Below are 18,401 nucleotides of genomic sequence, written 5' to 3' on the forward strand. Positions count from 1 at the left end.
GAGACAAACAAGTCGATCAGGTACGAAAGTAGAGCATAGTGATCCGGTGGTTCCGCATGGAAGGGCCATCGCTCAAAGGATAAAAGGTACGCCGGGGATAACAGGCTGATCTCCCCCAAGAGCTCACATCGACGGGGAGGTTTGGCACCTCGATGTCGGCTCGTCACATCCTGGGGCTGGAGAAGGTCCCAAGGGTTCGGCTGTTCGCCGATTAAAGTGGCACGCGAGCTGGGTTCAGAACGTCGTGAGACAGTTCGGTCCCTATCTGTGATGGGCGTAGGAAGTTTGAGTGGACCTGACCTTAGTACGAGAGGACCGGGTTGGACTAACCTCTGGTGTATCTGTTGTGCCGCCAGGTGCAGTGCAGAGTAGCCACGTTGGGACGAGATAAGCGCTGAAAGCATCTAAGCGCGAAACTCACCACAAGATGAGACTTCCATACAGGGACGTCAGAGACTATGACGTTGATAGGCTGCAAGTGTAAAGTCAGAAATGGCATAGCTGAGCAGTACTAATTACCCGATAATTTTCTTTGGAAAAGTACTTTGATATACCCTATAATCATTAGGTCAAACCTATTAGTTTGCTAAACAGCCAGGTTCTCCAGCGGAGACAGAAAAGCAAAGCAGACACACACCTTAATGGTGGCTATAGCGTTGGTGTTCACCTCTTCCCATTTCGAACAGAGAAGTTAAGCCCAACTGCGCCAATGGTACTGCAGTCAAATGTGGGAGAGTAGGTCGCTGCCAACTTATTATCAAAACCCTTATCCTAACCGATAAGGGTTTTTTGTGTTATATAATATACTATAATACAAGAATCACTATCTTATTGACCAATATTGACTAACATTCGCCATAAAACTTTTATCATTCACGTTTATTTAAATCATATACAGTATCATGGCCTCTATCTGGACAATCTTATTATTAATCATCTCTAACGGCTTTATGACGTATGCATGGTATGGACACCTGCAACAGTCCGGCAATGACAGCCCGCTCGCGAAGTGGGGTTTGGCAGGAGCAATATTAGTGAGCTGGGGAATTGCTTTTTTCGAATATGTATTTCAAGTCCCTGCCAACAGAATCGGGTTCGAAGAAAATGGCGGACCATTCAATTTATTTCAATTGAAAATTATTCAGGAAGTTGTTTCTCTTACAGTTTTTACCCTATTTGCACTATTCGTTTTTAAAACAGAACGATTACAATGGAACTACATTGCTGCAATGATATGCTTACTATTGGCAGTGTTCTTTGTGTTCAAAAAATGGTAACGATTTTAAAAAATTATGGAGCTCAAATCTGCAGAAGAAAAATCTCTCTATTACAGAAATAAAATTAAAGAAGTCATTGACGAAGTCGGTAAAGTAGTCGTTGGTCAAAAATACATGATCAACAGGTTATTAATCGGAATCTGCACAGGCGGACATATTTTACTGGAAGGCGTACCAGGCTTAGCAAAAACGTTAAGTGTAAACACGCTTGCCAAAACAATGGATCTGGACTTTCATCGAATCCAATTCACCCCGGATCTACTTCCTTCTGATTTGATCGGAACTATGATCTATAATCAGCATAAAGGGAATTTTGAAGTTAAGAAAGGTCCCGTATTTTCCAACTTTATATTGGCGGATGAAGTAAACCGGTCCCCAGCAAAAGTACAGTCAGCGCTCTTAGAATGTATGCAGGAAAAACAAGTTACAATAGGTGATACAACATACCCGTTAGACAACCCTTTCCTTGTACTTGCAACACAAAACCCCGTAGAACAGGAAGGCACATATCCATTACCGGAAGCACAGGTAGATCGTTTTATGATGAAGATTCATTTAACTTATCTAGATAAAGAATCTGAACTTGAAGTAATGAGACGTGTATCAAACATGAACTTTAATTATCAGGTGCAGAAAATCGTTTCTAAAAATGATGTCCTTGAAATCCGCAATGAAATAAATAAAGTAACGATTTCTGAATCACTTGAAAAATACATAATCGAATTAGTATTTGCTACCAGGTTTCCTGCTGAGTACGGACTTGAGGCAGAAGCATCGTATATCTTATATGGAGCATCTACACGTGCGGCAATCAATCTGAATCGTGTAGCAAAAGCAATGGCATTTTTCAATAACAGGGATTACGTATTGCCTGAAGACATTAAAGAAGTTGCGTACGATATCTTAAACCATAGAATAATTTTGAATTACGAAGCAGAAGCGGAAGGTATTTCAACAAGACAAATAATAGAAACAATTTTACGGAAAGTAAATATCACTAAAGCATAATAAAAACAGTTTGATAAATAGAATACGCCGTTTGTTATCCTATTTATCAAATCTTGACACAATATCAAAACCAAATTTGCTTTGCTGGTAATGCATTTTTATTACATCTGTTTCATAGATTGACATCCATAAATCTTTGCTGATAGTGAATCGCTGAATTCGGCCAGCATGAAAAAAAGAAATCCAATACGATTTAGATCGATGAGAAGTAATCGTTTTACTCTTGAGTGTGACTATTTTTATTTTTGGTGTTGAATTGAGAGTAAGATAATTGAGGCAAGCAAATAAGGATATAGATATAAAGAATGATCCAGGATATCCCCACAGATCAAATGTTAAAAGGCTTTTATTAGTCAAAAGACGTTTTACGATAAAATATAAAACCACACCAAGGATTCCATAAAGTGCCAAAAAGTAACGTACAGAAACTGTATCACTAAGTATGCGGTAAACAAGCAACATCAGAAGAGGTGAAAACAAAAAAAGCTTTCCTCCAAATGAAATAGCATTCCATTTGGAGGAAAGACTCTGAGAATCTTTTTTAACTAGGCGTTTGTTCCGTTTCTGCTTTATTTTTTGATACATTAACGCACTATTGATACGCTTTAAGTTTATCCTTTACCACTTCAAGTGCTTTTGTCATCTTAGCAACTTCTTCTTTTGCTGCCGTTACATTAGATGCATTCGTTTTTGTATCTTCAATTAATTTCAAACGTTCGTTTTCGTTTTCTTTTAATTTGTTTTCAAGAGAGATTTTTTGTTGCTTATTTTTCTCAATATTATTTGTATTAGACAAGCTCTCTTTCAATAATTTCTGCTGCTCTTCATGATTATCCGTAGCTTTAACTTCTTTCATCCTGTTCTCAATCTGCACTTCGGAAGCATCCAGCGCCTTTAATTCTTTTTCATTATCAACCAGTTTCTTTTCAAGATCAGACTTTTCTTTGGCATTTTTTTGTGTATCATTTTTTAACGATTCACCTTGTTTTGTCAGTTTCTCCTGATTTTTCACACTGGAATTCAATGCTGCTTCAGCAGCAGCTATCTGCACATTAATATCTGCTATATATGCGCTTAAGGCAAACTCCTTAAGCTTTGTTTTTGCATGCGCATAATGATTATGGCCTTCGGTTACATAACCATCACCCATATCAATCGCCCAAAAAACAACCGTTCCCGTTTTACCTGAAAACACTGTTGAATATATGGTGCAGGCCTGAGATATACCTGAAATGGTTGCACCATGCACCACATAACCGCCTTTCTCAGATTCAACTTTACCGTACTCCTTTAGTTTTTGGAGCCAGTTTTTCGTTACAAACTTTTCATCTAAACTTAGGGTAACCTGCATTCCCTGACGATCAACCTGTAGTACCTGTGCATGCCCCGAAACCACTTCAACCGTTTTTTGAGATTGAGCAACAGCTGAAATCGTTAGGACAAGACCAGCCAGAATGGACATTAAATATTTCATAATTTTTGCAAACATTGATTCAAATATCTTTAACTTAAAATATTCAATAATTGTTGTGAAAACACCTGTTTAATTGAACATAATAAAAAGCAAATAACTAATTTTTAAAGTAAGATGAAAATATTAATAACAGGAGGAAGTGGATTGGTAGGCAGACAGCTTACCAAATCGCTTCAGGCACAAAATATAGAAGTTACATGGTTAAGCCGGACAAAAGGCGTTAAAGACGGCATAAAATCGTTTTTATGGGACTATAAGAAAGGATATATCGAAGAGGAAGCTTTTGATGGTGTTACACACATTGTACATTTGGCAGGAGCCGGTGTTTTTGATAAACGCTGGACGAAAAGCTATAAGAAAGAAATTTTCGACAGCCGTATCCTTACAACTAAATTATTGGTTGAAAAGGCGCTGAAGTTAAACGGACTTGAAGCATTTATTAGTGGAAGTGCAATTGGCATATACGGCAACTCTATGAATAGTGTACCGCTTACAGAAACTGCGTTATATGGCAATGATTATCTTGCGCAGGTTACAAAAGAATGGGAGGCAGCAACAGTGCCTCTGGAAAACAGTTCTATACGGCTTGCAATAATACGTACAGGAATTGTATTATCTGAGCATGGTGGCGCATTACCTGCTATGATCAATCCTATAAAAGCATATATCGGTTCGCCTCTTGCTTCCGGCGAGCAGATAATTTCCTGGATACACATTGATGATTTGTGCAGAATTTTTTCCAAAGCCATTACAGATGATGCGATTAAAGGTACATATAACGGCGTTGCTCCTGAACCGGTTACAAATAAAGTATTGACCCAAACAGCTGCAGCAATACTACACAAGCCGCTTGTAATGCCAAATGTTCCATCTTTTGCACTGAACATTCTCCTTGGAAAAGAAAAGGCAGCCTCAGTAGTGGAAGGTATAGCAGTATCTGCGGAAAAAATAAGTGCTACAGGATTTACCTTTACCTATCCGTATATCAAAAAGGCTCTGAGCGATTTACTGTAATTTTAAACAGCAAATAAAATTGTAATACTAAATTAAAATACATTTAAGAGGGCAACACAATTGTAAATCATCCGTATCTATAAAATAGTTCCAAACGCAATTGTAGGTGAAAAAACGAATTCGGATTATATTTTTTTCAACTGTTGCCCTTTTATTTTTATTTGTATTATTCACTGCAATACAAAAGGATAGATATTTTTTATTACACAGAGAATACAGACATCAAAGCTTTAACGAAAAGATTCCAATTAACAATATTTTTGCGAATGAAATCGTACACTTTAAAAATCAGGATGCTTACAAGGCATTTTTCAATGAATTAAAATACAATACGCAAAAAAATAAAAGCACAACACTTTTACTAAAAGATGCGATGATCTGGTTGCCGGTCATTGAAAAAATATTGATTCAACAAAAAATACCTACAGATTTCAAATATGTTGCCATGGTTGAGAGTAACTTCAAAAATGTTATCTCTCCTAAAGACGCATTAGGTTTTTGGCAATTAAAACAAGAAACCGCTACTGAATTTGGTTTGCAGGTAGATGAAGAAGTAGATCAGCGTTTAGATCCAATAAAATCAACCTATGCAGCCTGTAAATTTTTCAGACAGGCACATAAACAATTTGGTAGCTGGACAATTACGGCTGCAGCTTATAATAGGGGGATTGGTGGTATTCAGCGCGCATTGGTAAAACAGCAAAAAACAGATTTTTATGATTTAAGCTTAAATGCAGAAACATCAAAATACTTATACAAACTACTTGCAGCCAAAGATCTGGTAGAACACCCTTCAAAATATGGGCTAAAATTGTATCGATGGAGGCCTGAGCCGGTAAGAACAATCAAAGTAACAGAAAACATAGACAATCTGGAAGCGTTTGCAAAGCAGCAAGGCACAAACCTGTATGTGTTGAAATTATACAATCCGTGGCTACTGACTAATACACTTACGATAAAAAACGAAAACGCCAGCTATACTATTGAACTTCCTTATCCCAGAAATACTTCCAAAGACAGTTTGCCAGACGTGCTGCCAAAATAATTACTCGGCTATTTTTTAGAAGTTTATTGTTTTTAATGAATCCTCTGTGCAATTTAGGTGTTGTATACAGAACCCAATTTCATAGCAATTGAAAAACAATACGAACATATCTTCCGCCGTTGATACATCAGGACACGAAACGATAGAAGTTTTTGGCGCCCGGGAACACAACTTAAAAAATATCGACTTAATCATTCCCAGGAATAAATTAGTTGTTATTACAGGAATCAGCGGAAGCGGAAAATCTTCATTGGCCTTTGACACTATTTACGCAGAAGGGCAACGTAGATATATGGAGAGTTTTTCTGCATACGCACGTTCTTTCATTGGTAATATGGAAAGACCGGATGTAGATAAAATAAATGGATTAAGTCCCGTTATTTCTATCGAGCAAAAAACGACATCCAAAAATCCAAGATCAACCGTTGGAACAGTAACAGAGATATATGACTTTTTGAGATTATTATATGCCCGCGCAGGTGAAGCATTCTCTTACGTTACTGGCAAAAAAATGATCCGCCAATCAGAAGATCAGATTATAGATTACATTTTTAAAAATTTTGAAGGCGGTAAAATTACCTTATTAGCACCTGTAGTAAAAGGGCGTAAAGGCCATTACCGTGAGCTATTTCAGCAGATCCGGAAAATGGGCTATACCAAAGTACGGATTGATGGGGAGATTACAGAGATTACACCTAAACTTCAGGTTGACAGATATAAAATACACGACATCGAAATTGTTATCGACCGCATTCAGGTAGATACAGAAGACAGATATCGTGTAGCGCAATCTGTTAAAGCTTCATTAGACCAAGGCAAGGGAATAATGATGCTTGTGCCTCATTTAAAAAACAAAGATGGAGAGGCTCAGTTTTTCTCTAAGTTTTTAATGGATCCGGAATCAGGCATTGCTTATGATGAACCTGCACCAAATATATTTTCTTTCAACTCACCATACGGTTCATGCCCATGCTGTAAAGGCTTAGGTGTGATTGAAGAAATAACAGAAGACACAATCATTCCGGATAAATCATTAAGCATTAGCAGAGGAGCTATATTGCCGTTAGGTGAATACAGAGATATATGGATCTTCAGACAATTTGAAGTAATCCTGAAAAAATATAAAGTAAGCTTAACGACACCTGTAAAATCTATTCCTGCTGAAGCTTTAAAAACAGTACTATACGGAACTGAGTCAGAAGAAGGAGCAAGTGAAGCGGCTTTCAAATTTGATGGGTTGTTAAATTTCTTAAAATCTCAACAGGAAGAAGGATCAGAGAAGACACAAAAGTGGCTAAATGATTATGTAACGATCACGGTGTGTCCGGAATGCCATGGTGCGCGCCTCAAGAAAGAATCGCTGCATTTCAAGATCGACAATAAAAATATTTTCGAACTGTCATCCATGAATATTTCAACTTTACAGGAATGGATGAAGGGGCTGGAAAAAAGATTGGATAAAAGACAATTGCAAATTGCAGCTGAAATATTGAAAGAGATCCGCAAACGCATCGGTTTTTTATTGGATGTCGGATTGGATTATTTAACACTGGACCGTACACTAAGAACGTTGTCCGGCGGGGAAGCACAGCGTATCAGGCTGGCTACACAGATCGGCACCCAGCTGGTCGGTGTTTTATATATTCTTGATGAGCCAAGCATTGGCTTACATCAGCGGGATAACGTAAAATTGATTGATGCCCTGAAAAATCTTAGAGACATAGGCAATACGGTATTGGTGGTCGAGCATGATAAAGACATGATGCTGCATTCCGATTACATTGTTGATATTGGACCTGGAGCCGGCAGGCATGGCGGAAGCGTGGTTGCACAAGGAACTCCGGAAGAGTTTTTAAAACTGCCGGGAATTACATCCAATTATTTATCAGGTAAAACATCTATCGCCGTTCCTGCAAAAAGAAGAGAAGGCAATGGCAATATATTGACACTGAAAAATGCAACAGGAAACAACCTTAAAAATGTTACATTAACATTGCCTTTGGGGAAGATGATTTCCATTACGGGCGTTTCAGGTAGCGGCAAATCAACGCTGGTGCACGATACTTTATTCCCGATTTTAAACAAATATTTCTTCAATTCAAGAAGAGATGCATTGCCTTACAGCGCAGTTGAAGGATTGGAACATATTGATAAAGTAATTGAAGTTGATCAATCTCCAATCGGAAGAACACCGCGATCAAATCCTGCTACGTACACAGAAGTATTTGGAGAGATCAGAAATTTGTATACCCTATTACCTGAAGCGAAAATAAGAGGGTATAAGGCCGGACGTTTTTCATTCAATGTTAAAGGCGGCCGCTGTGAAACCTGTGAAGGTGCCGGCATGAAGCTGATTGAAATGGATTTCCTTCCGGATGTTAGCGTACTTTGCGAGACATGTAAAGGAAACCGATACAACAGAGAAACATTAGAGGTACGTTTCAAAGGTAAATCGATTGCAGATGTGTTGAATATGACCGTTGACCAGGCAGTGGAATTTTTTGATAACCAACCAAGGATTCTTCGTAAAATAGAAACATTGCAGGAGGTAGGACTTGGGTATATTACACTTGGGCAACATGCGCCTACATTAAGCGGTGGTGAAGCACAACGTGTTAAACTTGCTACAGAGTTGTCCAAGAGGGATACAGGAAACACCTTATACATTCTGGACGAACCAACAACAGGACTTCATTTTCAGGATATACAACATTTATTGTATGTGTTGAACAAACTGGTTGATAAAGGAAATACCGTATTGATTATAGAACATAACCTGGATGTAATTAAAGTTTCGGACCATGTTATTGATTTAGGGCCTGAAGGTGGGGAAAAGGGAGGAAATATTTTATGTTTTGGAACACCGGAAGAAATCATACATAACAAAAAGAGCCATACAGCTAAATTTTTAGCTGAGGAATTGAAAAATTGAACTTTTTACGCAACAATTTATAAAAAGTTTAAATCATAATATTGAAAATAGCTGAAAATATTACGTCTGTGAAACGTAAACACCCATTTGGGAGTATATATATACTAAACCGTTAAATTAAAACTATGCTTGCTCACTTCATGCTTTTTTCTGAGGCTGATATAGAATATAGATTTCTATTGGCAACTACACAGTTTGAAAAGAGCGAATCTTTAAAACCATCTTATAACAAGGAAGATTCCGGGTATTTAATGTCCAGATATCATAAGATCAGCTTAGGTTTTGTAAATGCCCGAAACAGAAATAAGAAAAAATAAATAATACAGCATTTCCAATCAGTTTCCCCTAACTGATCCCTGAAGCAGTTGTAATTGTAAGCTCTAATCTTTACATTTATACATGCGCCTGACAACCATACTTATTGCCACTCATCTTTTAATAGCATCGTTACTATCTAATAGTGAATTTGCAGGAATGATGCGTATGGGAAATTTAGTATCACATTTTTATCATCATATTGAAGAACACCATGAAGATATTAATGTGTTTGAATTTTTAGCGCTGCATTATTTTGATCAGCAACACCTTCAGCATGACAAGCACGAACATCATGAATTACCAGCCAAAAGTCATAATACACAGACATTCAGTTCCTGTTATATACCATCATTTAAAATTGTTGTATCTGCAATGATTTTAAACCGTTTTTTTGATGACTCGATAAGTTATGCAACTTATTTTGATCAGATTTTTAGCGCTCCGTTAATTGATATCTGGCAGCCGCCTAAGCTTTCGTAAGCAATCCTTTCCCCGCATGGATTTGAATCTCATGCACAAAATCATTTATTAAAAACATTTTAACTAATAATTCTATGTTAGACAGAATTATTCAGTTCTCCATTCAGAACAAACTGATTATTGGAGTACTGACCTTTGCATTAATTTGCTGGGGAATATGGTCTGCGACAAAATTACCTATTGACGCAGTGCCGGATATTACAAATAATCAAGTACAGATCATTACGCAAAGCCCTGCTTTAGCGGCACAGGAGGTGGAACGTTTAATAACGTTCCCTATTGAACTGGGTGTTGCAAGCATCCCTGAAATTCAGGAGGTTCGTTCTATTTCACGTTTTGGCTTATCGGTTATTACCATTGTATTTAACGAGAATACCGATATATATTGGGCCCGGCAGCAAGTAGGCGAACGGTTAAAAGTTGCTGCAGCTGAAATACCTATAGGTGTGGGCGTTCCGGAGCTGGGCCCGGTATCTTCCGGTCTTGGGGAAATCTATCAATATGTTATATGTCCTGCAAAAGGGTATGAAGAAAAATATACTGACATGGAGTTACGATCCATTCAGGACTGGGTAATCAGAAGGCAGTTATTAGGAACGAAAGGTGTTGCAGATGTAAGTAGTTTTGGCGGGCATTTGAAACAATATGAAGTTTCAATAAACCCGGATAAACTGAGGAGCATGAATACTACGCTTGCAGAAGTATTTAACGCACTTGAAGCGAACAATCAAAATACCGGAGGTGCCTATATCGATAAAAATCCTCAGGCATGGTTCATCCGAACGGAAGGATTAACTAGTTCACTGGAAGATATTGGTAAAATTGTTATTAAAAATACTGCGGCAGGAATGCCCGTTTTAATCAGAGACGTTGCAACGGTGCAGTTCGGATCCGCTATTCGTTATGGTGCAATGACACACCGCGACGAAGGCGAAGCGGTAGGTGGAGTTGTGCTGATGCTGAAAGGAGAGAATTCAAATGCCGTTATCCGGAATGTAAAAGAAAAAATTGAGCAGATTAAAAAAACATTACCGAAAGGAGTTGTATTGGAAGCGTATCTGGATAGAACAACCCTGGTGAACAAAGCTATTCATACGGTATCTAAAAATTTAATAGAAGGTGCGTTGATTGTTGTTTTTGTATTGGTATTGCTGCTGGGCAATATACGTGCCGGATTAATTGTTGCTACGATGATTCCGTTGTGTATGCTGTTTGCAATTGCCATGATGAATCTTTTTGACGTATCCGGAAATTTAATGTCTCTGGGAGCAGTTGATTTCGGCCTTATTGTAGATGGAGCCGTTATTATTGTTGAAGCTACATTACACCACATTGTCGGAAAAAAATATACGCATCGGTTATCTCAAAAGGAGATGGATACTGAAGTATATAATGCAGCATCTAAAATCAGGAATAGCGCAGCTTTCGGAGAAATCATTATTCTTATTGTTTACCTGCCAATATTAGCGTTGGTGGGCATTGAAGGGAAAATGTTCCGGCCCATGGCACAAACAGTTTCCTTCGCAATTATCGGCGCATTTATTCTGTCTTTAACGTATGTACCAATGATGTCTGCACTCTTTCTAAGCAAACAGATGGCGCATAAGAAAAATATTTCAGACAAAATCATGAACTTTTTTCAGTCTGTATATTCAAAAGTAATCCATAAGGTATTAGATCGAAAAATGCTGACATTGATTATTACAGGTGTATTGTTCATAGGAAGTATCTTTTTATTTATTCGAATGGGAGGAGAGTTTATTCCAACATTGGATGAAGGAGACTTTGCTGTAGAGACGCGTGTATTAATCGGTAGTTCCATGTCTAAAACAATTGACGTTTCAGTGAAAGCCGGTGCGGTACTGTTGCAAGAATTTCCGGAAGTAATAAATGTTGTCGGAAAAATAGGAACGAGTGAAATTCCTACGGATCCTATGCCTATGGAAGCGTGTGATTTAATCATTATACTAAAAGAAAAAGGAGAATGGACATCTGCAAATTCCAGAGAAGAACTTGCAAATAAAATGCAAGAAGCGCTTGAAGCTAAAATACCTGGTGTAACATTCGGATTTCAACAGCCTATACAAATGCGCTTCAATGAACTGATGACAGGTGCTCGCCAGGATGTAGCATTAAAAATATATGGTGAAGATCTGGACGAATTGACAAGATACGCGAAAGAAATAGGCGGCCTTATCGAACCGGTTGAAGGAGTTAAGGATTTATATATTGAAGAAGTAACAGGATTACCGCAAATTATTGTAACCTATAACATGGAACAAATGGCCCGGTATAGTTTAAGTGTGGAACAGGTTAATACTGCTATACGTTCAGCATTTGCCGGAGAAAAAGCAGGAATGATCTATGAAGGTGAAAAGCGTTATGATTTAGTTGTACGCTTAGACAGTACAAGTAGAAAACAAATAGAAGATGTTCGCAATTTATATGTAGCATCTTATCAAGGTATTCAAATCCCCTTGCGTCAGGTGGCAGATATCGAATTTAAAAATGGCCCGAATCAAATTCAGCGTGATGATACCAAACGCAGAATTATTGTGGCATTTAATACCAGAGGCAGAGATGTAGAAAGTATTGTAAATGAAATTCAAAATAAAATAAGTGAGCGTATAAAGTTTAAAACAGGATATCATGTTACTTATGGGGGACAGTTTAAAAATCTACAGGAAGCAAAGTCCAGATTGTCTGTTGCTGTACCGGTGGCATTGGTGTTAATATTTATATTGCTGTATTTTACATTTTCATCTATCAAACAAAGCCTACTCATCTATACGGCAATTCCCTTATCTGCCATAGGCGGAATCATTGCGTTATCAATCCGTGACATGCCTTTCAGTATTTCTGCCGGAGTAGGCTTTATTGCACTGTTTGGCGTTGCGGTATTAAATGGTATTGTTTTGATAGGAGAATTTAACCGATTAAAAAAAGAAGGTATGACAGATGTATATCAGATTGTATTAGAAGGCACTTCTGTAAGGTTACGTCCGGTATTGATGACAGCCTTAGTTGCATCCCTGGGCTTTTTACCAATGGCACTATCACACGGTTCCGGAGCAGAGGTTCAAAAACCGCTAGCAACGGTTGTTATAGGAGGTTTGATTTCTGCAACATTACTCACGCTATTGGTATTGCCAATTTTATACATAATTGCAGAAAAAGGTTTGGTCAAAACACATATAAATAAACTGAGCACCTTGCTGATACTTGGCTTAATTTTTACATGTTTTCATTACAACGCGTATGCACAGGATGTTGTAAAAGAAGTTTCGTTAGAAGAAGCGATTACTCTGGCAAAGCAAAACAATGCAGTCATTAAAGTTGCTGAACATACTCTTGAATATCATAACAAAATGAAAGGTACCGCTACCGAGTTTGGAAAGACCTCTGCAACATTAATGTATGGGCAGTATAATTCATTTTACAATGACAATAATATTACGGTTTCTCAAACAATACCATTCCCAACGGTAATGCATAAGCAAGCCCGGTATTATGGTGAAGCGATTAAAAGCGCAGAACTTAATAAGCATGCATCAGAAAACGAATTGGTATATCAGGTAAGGCAGGTATATTATTTAATTGAATATGCCAAGTCGTTGCGAACATTATATATAAAGCAGGATAGTGTATACACGGCTTTTTATACAGCCGCTGAATTGAGGTATAAAACAGGTGAAAGTAATATGCTTGAAAAAGCTACCGCAGAAAGTCAGCTGTATGAAGTCAGGCTACTGAAAAATCAGAATGAAAATGACATTTTAATCTTGCAGTCTAAATTAAAAACATTGTTGAACTCGGCAGAAGAAGTAACAACGACGCACGCGTATCAGGAAGATGTAACGTTACTTTTATCGGATGATTCTATTGCTGTTGCAAATAACCCTGCTCTAGCCTATATGAAGCAGCAAGTAGCAGTGAATGCAGCCGCCATGCAAGTAGAGAAAAATAAGTTGATGCCTGATATTACAGTCGGATATTTTAACCAATCGTTAAGAGGTACTGTGAATTACAATGACGGCAGTATTACGGATGGCGCAACAAGATTTCAAGGCATCAGTGCAGGTATTGCCATACCAATCTGGGCTAAGCCGCAAGCAGATAGAATTAAGGCAACACAAGCCATGACAAATATCGCCAAAGCAAACAGCGAACTATATGAAAAAAATCTTCAGCGTCAATATACACAAGCGTATCAGGAATATTTAAAATATCAGACGAGTGTAGAGTTCTACAGATCCAACGCACTGCCTACTGCGAAAATTATTTCAGACAATGCCTGGAAGAATTATCGTAGCGGTAATATCGGCTATCTGGAGTTATCTCAAGGCTTAAACAGGGCATTGTCTATGCAGTTAAATTATTTGCATACACTTAGTTTGTATAATCAATCCATTATTACTATAGAATATTTAATCGGAAATAATTGAAAACGATCATGAAAGCAATATATATAATAAGTCTTTTGACAGCTGCCGCATTAAGTGCGTGCAGTTTGAAACCACAGGAAGAAGAAATTCAAAAAGACAGCATTGCCGATTTAGCTGTGACACTATCAGCTGCACAGCTTAAGCATATACATTTATCAACTACCAAAATAGAAAAGAAAAAATTAGGAGCATCAATAGAAGTAAATGGAATGCTGGATGTGCCTCCTCAAAATCTTATTACGGTGTCTGCATTATTGGGTGGTTTTATTAAAACAACAAGTATGCTTCAAGGTATTCACGTAAAGAAAGGTGAGGTAATTGCACAAATTCAGAATCCGGAGTTTATAACCATTCAACAGAATTATTTAGAAAATAAAAGCAGACTTGGTTATTTAGAGCAGGAATATAAAAGACAGGAAGAGCTTTCGAAAGAAAATGTTGCAGCAGCTAAAACATTTCAGCAAGCTACTGCAGACTATCATTCGGCAGTGGCAACGAACGGTGCATTAAAAGAAAAATTAAAAATGATTGGCATTAATCCGGATGGGCTTAATCAAAACAATATCAAAAGCATTGTAAATATTTATTCGCCGATAAATGGTTATGTAACCGTTGTGAATATTAACATCGGTTCGTACTTAAACCCGCAGGATATCATTTGTGAAATTGTAGATACCGACCACTTGCATGCTGAACTGACGGTTTTTGAAAAGGATATTACCAAAGTGAAAGTTGGACAGAAAGTAGTTTTTAAAATTGTGAATGGAAATGATGCGGATCGATTCGCACATGTGTATTTAATTAATCACAAAATATCTGCAGACAGAACCGTACGTGTACATGCTCACCTGGATAAAGATGATCCCACATTAATTCCTAATATGTACCTGAAGGCGTTTATTCAGGTAGATGAATACGAAACACTGGCGGTACCAAGTAAAGCATTGGTTGAATTTGACGGGGCGAGCTATCTTTTTGTAGAAAGCGTTAGCAATGGTGAAGCTCATACATACAAGGCGGTAGAAGTAAAGAAAGGAATTTCAGAAGGAAACTTTACTGCCATTGAATTCCTTTCAGAAGGTGATACTTTTAAAGATAAAAATGTTGTTGTCGATGGATCGTATGATCTGCTCGCAAAAATGCGAAATGTAGAAGAAGAGGAGTAAATCACTAATGTCATAAGGTCTTAAGAATTCAATAAATGTTTTCTTAAGGCCTTTTGGCTAATTGAAGCAGGTAATAATTGTAGTTCTGATTGAAAAAGTTTTTGTTGTAATTTTTAAATTTTACATCAATGAATTTATAGTCTGAAGTTGGTGTAATATAAGACAGGGTATTATTGGCATTGTTAACAGGAATAGACATACTAAAATCAGAGCGTGTATTGTTCCATTTATAATACACCCGCATATTTTTCTTTATTTTTTCAGTATAAAAATCGAGAATGGGAGGCTTAGCATGATACAAATATTGTTCAAAGAACCATGTGTAATCTTTACCTGCTTTGGCATTAATATAAGCAAGAAGTGTTTTTGTATCAATTGTCTGCAATGCAAAATCTGTTTGTATATTTTTCAAAATAGAAAACCAAAGGCTGTCGTTATGTAAAACATTTCTGAAGGTATGTAATATCCAGGCTCCTTTATAATACATGTCTGAACCTTGCCAGCCTTCGTAGTTCACGTCTAATGGGCCAATGATCGACTCTTCGTTTTTGATTAACTGTTTGTTCAGATTTAAATAACGGACAGACATATCATAACCGTAAAAATATTCTACCAATAAATTTTCTGTATATGTTGTAAAAGATTCATGGATCCACATTTCTGCATGGTCTTTTGTACTTACATTGTTTCCCCACCATTCATGGCCACTTTCGTGAATGATGATATAATCAAAGTCTATGATTTTATTTGTATAGTCGTTGCCGTAAGCGATAGCGCCCTGATGTTCCATGCCCCAATAAGGCGTTTCAACGAGTGCATAACCATCTCTAAAAAAAGGATATGGACCAAAATAATGTTCGTAGCAATTCAGCATTGGATGAACCTGCTTGAAATGGTTCCATGCTTTTGGCTGATTATAATCCAGCACATAATAATCAATAGCTAATGTGTCTTTATTGAGCTGAACATGGTAATCTGTAAGGTGAATATAGTTGGCAATATTACACGTAACATTATAGCTGTTAATCGGGTAATTGACTTTCCAATTGTATATCGTTAAACCTGCTTTTGTATCCGTTGATTCCAGCACCCCATTGCCAATAGCCATCAGGCCTTGTGGTACAGTGAAGTGCATGCGCATACTATCCGGCTCGTCACTTAAATGATCTTTTAACGGCCACCACAAGCTTGCTCCTATTCCTTCACACGCAACTGCTGCCCAAGGCCTGTTCAAACTGTCTTTTGTGAAAACCCAGCCGCCATCCCACGGTGCTTTTTTAGCTATCGTAGGGTTGCCTTCATAGTAAACATGTATGTTACCAAAAGCATTTCCGCTAAGTATGGAAGGAAAATAAACAAAGAAACTATTGCTGTCGCGCTTGAAAGATAGTTTTATGTTATTATAACAAACTGAATCAATGATCAGGTTGTTATAGAGATCAAGCTGGATTGTAGACGTAGGGGTTGTTGTCTTAAAATAAATATTATTTACTCCTTGCAGTCGTTTTTGAGCAACATCTATTTTAACAGAAAGATCATAATAATGTACATCAAAGCATGTACGGTTAATATCTAATGCACCTCTTAATGAGTCAAACCGATTAAAGGTAGTGCTTTGAGCAACGGATTGTATAGGTAACAGGCTTATGCACCAAAAAATAAGGAGTAAAAACCTGCACATAGTTTTTTATTTCTTACGAATTAGGGTCAACAGTTCTTTTTGAATACCCCAGTTATGAGCAATTTTCAACATTGCGGTCGCTTCCATTTCACTAATGAATCCTTTGCTAACAGAAGCTTGCCAAACGGTTGATAAATAAGAGAGTTTTTTTTCTGTTCCAATCTCTTTAATTCTCTCATTAAACCAATTATGGATATTTTCATGCGAACTGTAATAATCATTGCCCATCATTGAGTAGGCCCATGTTAATTCTTCTTCAGCGTCATGTTTTGCAGCTAAATCAATAAGAAGTTTTCGTTCACTCTCATCAAGACCATGATAATTGAATATGATAAGATGTAATAGAAGTAATATTTTTTTCTCTTCCGATAACATAAAAGTTGTAAGCTGTATGCTACAAAGTTAAAAAAACGACAGAGTTTTCAAACATATTTTATTTAATGCATGAGTTGTAACGTTATTTCATCAGCTAATAACTTACCTTTTGTTGTGAGGAGATATATGTCATCCTTAATATAGAGAAAGCCTTCATTAACAAATTGTGTCAAAAGTTTGATTGTTTTTTCAATATCCGGGAGGGAAAACGCTTCAATTTCAATTAATGTAATACCCCATTTTGTGCGTAATCTGGTTAAAATATATTCATTATACTGATCAATATCTGAAAGAATCTCAATCGAACCAGTCCATTCATTTTTTTCTATCTGCTTAATGTATAGTGAATTATTGCTGATGTTCGCAGCTCGTTCCCGGTGATTGTATGAGTGCGCGCCTGGCCCGATTCCAATATAGGGCTTTCGCTGCCAATAGCTGCTGTTGTGTTTTGATTCAAAAGCAGGTTTACAGAAATTCGATATTTCATATTGCTCATATCCTGCAGCTAGCAGCTCATGTATCAGAATGATCAGATGTTCTTCCGAAATTTCATCCGGAATAGGCTGAAGTGCTCCTTTTTTTGCCAGATTTCCAAATACCGTTTTTTCTTCAACAGTTAGACAATAAGAGGAGATATGAGGAACATTAAGGGAAATTGCGGTCTGAATTTCGGCTCGCCATTGATCGGCAGTTAATGTAGGCAGGCCATATATCAAATCAATAGAAATATTTTCAAAACCATTTTTTTGGGCAAGAGTAACACACTTGATAGATGCTTCTGATGAATGGTTTCTGTTCATCCAATGCAGGTATTCGTTTTGAAAACTTTGAATACCAATACTTAACCTATTTACGCCAAGTGATTTCCAACACAGCAAAGAAGTTTCCGTTATATCTTCCGGATTTGCTTCCAGGGTTATTTCTGCACTTGACGCAATACTATAATGATCATGTATTGCATGGAATATTTTAGACAGATTATCACTGCTTAGAATAGAAGGAGTGCCTCCTCCAAAATAAACGGTTTCAATCAAACGTTGATCTAAGTAATCTTTCCGTAACAGTAATTCAGTACAAATGGAATCGACCATTTTATCCATATCTTTCAAAGATGTAGAAAAATGAAAGTTACAATAATGACAAGCCTTGTGACAATAAGGAACATGTATGTATAAGCCTGCCATCC

The 18,401-nt window shown here is 37.3% G+C and carries 14 protein-coding genes and 2 rRNA genes (1 of these 16 running past the window's edge); 11 read left to right on the plus strand and 5 right to left on the minus strand.

Going from position 1 to position 18,401, the window contains the following annotated elements; all coding sequences use genetic code 11:
• From CHU_RS00795 to CHU_RS00810, 4 genes are all read left to right on the plus strand, one after another.
• Window positions 1–535: ribosomal RNA gene (locus tag CHU_RS00795) — 23S ribosomal RNA — on the plus strand (it extends 2,362 nt beyond the left edge of the window).
• Between the two features lie 105 nt (window positions 536–640).
• Window positions 641–752: ribosomal RNA gene (rrf, locus tag CHU_RS00800) — 5S ribosomal RNA — on the plus strand.
• Between the two features lie 150 nt (window positions 753–902).
• Window positions 903–1,277 (plus strand): DMT family protein, encoded by a 375-nt coding sequence (locus tag CHU_RS00805; protein WP_011583560.1) that lies wholly within the window; start codon window positions 903–905, stop codon window positions 1,275–1,277.
• 15 nt (window positions 1,278–1,292) lie between these two features.
• Window positions 1,293–2,285 carry an AAA family ATPase gene (locus tag CHU_RS00810; protein WP_011583561.1) on the plus strand — a complete coding sequence of 331 codons (993 nt, stop codon included), beginning with the start codon at window positions 1,293–1,295 and terminating at the stop codon, window positions 2,283–2,285.
• 39 nt (window positions 2,286–2,324) lie between these two features.
• Here CHU_RS00810 and CHU_RS00815 read toward each other — a convergent pair whose 3' ends face one another.
• Together CHU_RS00815 and CHU_RS00820 are read right to left on the minus strand one after the other, a co-directional pair.
• Window positions 2,325–2,870: a hypothetical protein gene (locus CHU_RS00815; protein WP_011583562.1), complete on the minus strand. Its 546-nt coding sequence runs from the start codon at window positions 2,868–2,870 to the stop codon at window positions 2,325–2,327.
• 7 nt (window positions 2,871–2,877) lie between these two features.
• Window positions 2,878–3,759 carry a chromosome segregation ATPase gene (locus CHU_RS00820; protein WP_143143943.1) on the minus strand — a complete coding sequence of 294 codons (882 nt, stop codon included), beginning with the start codon at window positions 3,757–3,759 and terminating at the stop codon, window positions 2,878–2,880.
• A 114-nt stretch (window positions 3,760–3,873) separates the two neighbouring features.
• Here CHU_RS00820 and CHU_RS00825 point away from each other — a divergent pair, with 114 nt between their 5' ends.
• The 7 genes from CHU_RS00825 to CHU_RS00855 all read left to right on the plus strand — a co-directional run bounded on the left by CHU_RS00825 (window position 3,874) and on the right by CHU_RS00855 (window position 15,159).
• Window positions 3,874–4,773 (plus strand): TIGR01777 family oxidoreductase, encoded by a 900-nt coding sequence (locus CHU_RS00825; protein ID WP_011583564.1) that lies wholly within the window; start codon window positions 3,874–3,876, stop codon window positions 4,771–4,773.
• 106 nt (window positions 4,774–4,879) lie between these two features.
• Window positions 4,880–5,818: a lytic transglycosylase domain-containing protein gene (locus CHU_RS00830; protein WP_011583565.1), complete on the plus strand. Its 939-nt coding sequence runs from the start codon at window positions 4,880–4,882 to the stop codon at window positions 5,816–5,818.
• A gap of 88 nt (window positions 5,819–5,906) precedes the next feature.
• Window positions 5,907–8,750 (plus strand): excinuclease ABC subunit UvrA, encoded by a 2,844-nt coding sequence (gene uvrA, locus CHU_RS00835; RefSeq protein ID WP_011583566.1) that lies wholly within the window; start codon window positions 5,907–5,909, stop codon window positions 8,748–8,750.
• Window positions 8,751–8,875: 125 nt separating this feature from the next.
• Window positions 8,876–9,067, plus strand: a complete 192-nt coding sequence (locus CHU_RS00840; protein ID WP_011583567.1) for a hypothetical protein — start codon at window positions 8,876–8,878, stop codon at window positions 9,065–9,067.
• A gap of 82 nt (window positions 9,068–9,149) precedes the next feature.
• On the plus strand, window positions 9,150–9,548 hold the full coding sequence (locus tag CHU_RS00845) for a hypothetical protein (protein ID WP_011583568.1): 399 nt from the start codon (window positions 9,150–9,152) through the stop codon (window positions 9,546–9,548).
• A 74-nt stretch (window positions 9,549–9,622) separates the two neighbouring features.
• Entirely contained in the window at window positions 9,623–13,993 is a 4,371-nt protein-coding gene (locus tag CHU_RS00850) for a CusA/CzcA family heavy metal efflux RND transporter (RefSeq protein ID WP_011583569.1), read from the plus strand.
• A gap of 8 nt (window positions 13,994–14,001) precedes the next feature.
• The gene (locus CHU_RS00855) at window positions 14,002–15,159 is read left to right on the plus strand and encodes an efflux RND transporter periplasmic adaptor subunit (RefSeq protein WP_041932103.1); all 1,158 of its coding nucleotides are present in this window, start codon (window positions 14,002–14,004) and stop codon (window positions 15,157–15,159) included.
• Window positions 15,160–15,202: 43 nt separating this feature from the next.
• Here CHU_RS00855 and CHU_RS00860 read toward each other — a convergent pair whose 3' ends face one another.
• From CHU_RS00860 to hemW, 3 genes are all read right to left on the minus strand, one after another.
• Window positions 15,203–16,840: a M1 family metallopeptidase gene (locus tag CHU_RS00860; protein WP_011583571.1), complete on the minus strand. Its 1,638-nt coding sequence runs from the start codon at window positions 16,838–16,840 to the stop codon at window positions 15,203–15,205.
• A gap of 6 nt (window positions 16,841–16,846) precedes the next feature.
• Entirely contained in the window at window positions 16,847–17,215 is a 369-nt protein-coding gene (locus CHU_RS00865; RefSeq protein WP_011583572.1) for a hypothetical protein, read from the minus strand.
• A gap of 62 nt (window positions 17,216–17,277) precedes the next feature.
• A complete protein-coding gene (gene hemW, locus CHU_RS00870) occupies window positions 17,278–18,399 on the minus strand; it encodes a radical SAM family heme chaperone HemW (RefSeq protein WP_011583573.1) in 1,122 nt (373 codons plus the stop codon).
• Window positions 18,400–18,401: the final 2 nt, after the last annotated feature.

The sequence above is a fragment of the Cytophaga hutchinsonii ATCC 33406 genome (assembly GCF_000014145.1).
GTDB classification, from domain to species: domain Bacteria; phylum Bacteroidota; class Bacteroidia; order Cytophagales; family Cytophagaceae; genus Cytophaga; species Cytophaga hutchinsonii.

Coding starts and splice junctions, on each gene's coding strand:
- CHU_RS00805 (WP_011583560.1), top strand. CDS start 903: ATGGCCTCTATCTGGACAATCTTATTATTAATCATCTCTAACGGCTTT.
- CHU_RS00810 (WP_011583561.1), top strand. CDS start 1,293: ATGGAGCTCAAATCTGCAGAAGAAAAATCTCTCTATTACAGAAATAAA.
- CHU_RS00815 (WP_011583562.1), bottom strand. CDS start 2,870: ATGTATCAAAAAATAAAGCAGAAACGGAACAAACGCCTAGTTAAAAAA.
- CHU_RS00820 (WP_143143943.1), bottom strand. CDS start 3,759: ATGAAATATTTAATGTCCATTCTGGCTGGTCTTGTCCTAACGATTTCA.
- CHU_RS00825 (WP_011583564.1), top strand. CDS start 3,874: ATGAAAATATTAATAACAGGAGGAAGTGGATTGGTAGGCAGACAGCTT.
- CHU_RS00840 (WP_011583567.1), top strand. CDS start 8,876: ATGCTTGCTCACTTCATGCTTTTTTCTGAGGCTGATATAGAATATAGA.
- CHU_RS00845 (WP_011583568.1), top strand. CDS start 9,150: ATGCGCCTGACAACCATACTTATTGCCACTCATCTTTTAATAGCATCG.
- CHU_RS00850 (WP_011583569.1), top strand. CDS start 9,623: ATGTTAGACAGAATTATTCAGTTCTCCATTCAGAACAAACTGATTATT.
- CHU_RS00855 (WP_041932103.1), top strand. CDS start 14,002: ATGAAAGCAATATATATAATAAGTCTTTTGACAGCTGCCGCATTAAGT.
- CHU_RS00860 (WP_011583571.1), bottom strand. CDS start 16,840: ATGTGCAGGTTTTTACTCCTTATTTTTTGGTGCATAAGCCTGTTACCT.
- CHU_RS00865 (WP_011583572.1), bottom strand. CDS start 17,215: ATGTTATCGGAAGAGAAAAAAATATTACTTCTATTACATCTTATCATA.
- hemW (WP_011583573.1), bottom strand. CDS start 18,399: ATGGCAGGCTTATACATACATGTTCCTTATTGTCACAAGGCTTGTCAT.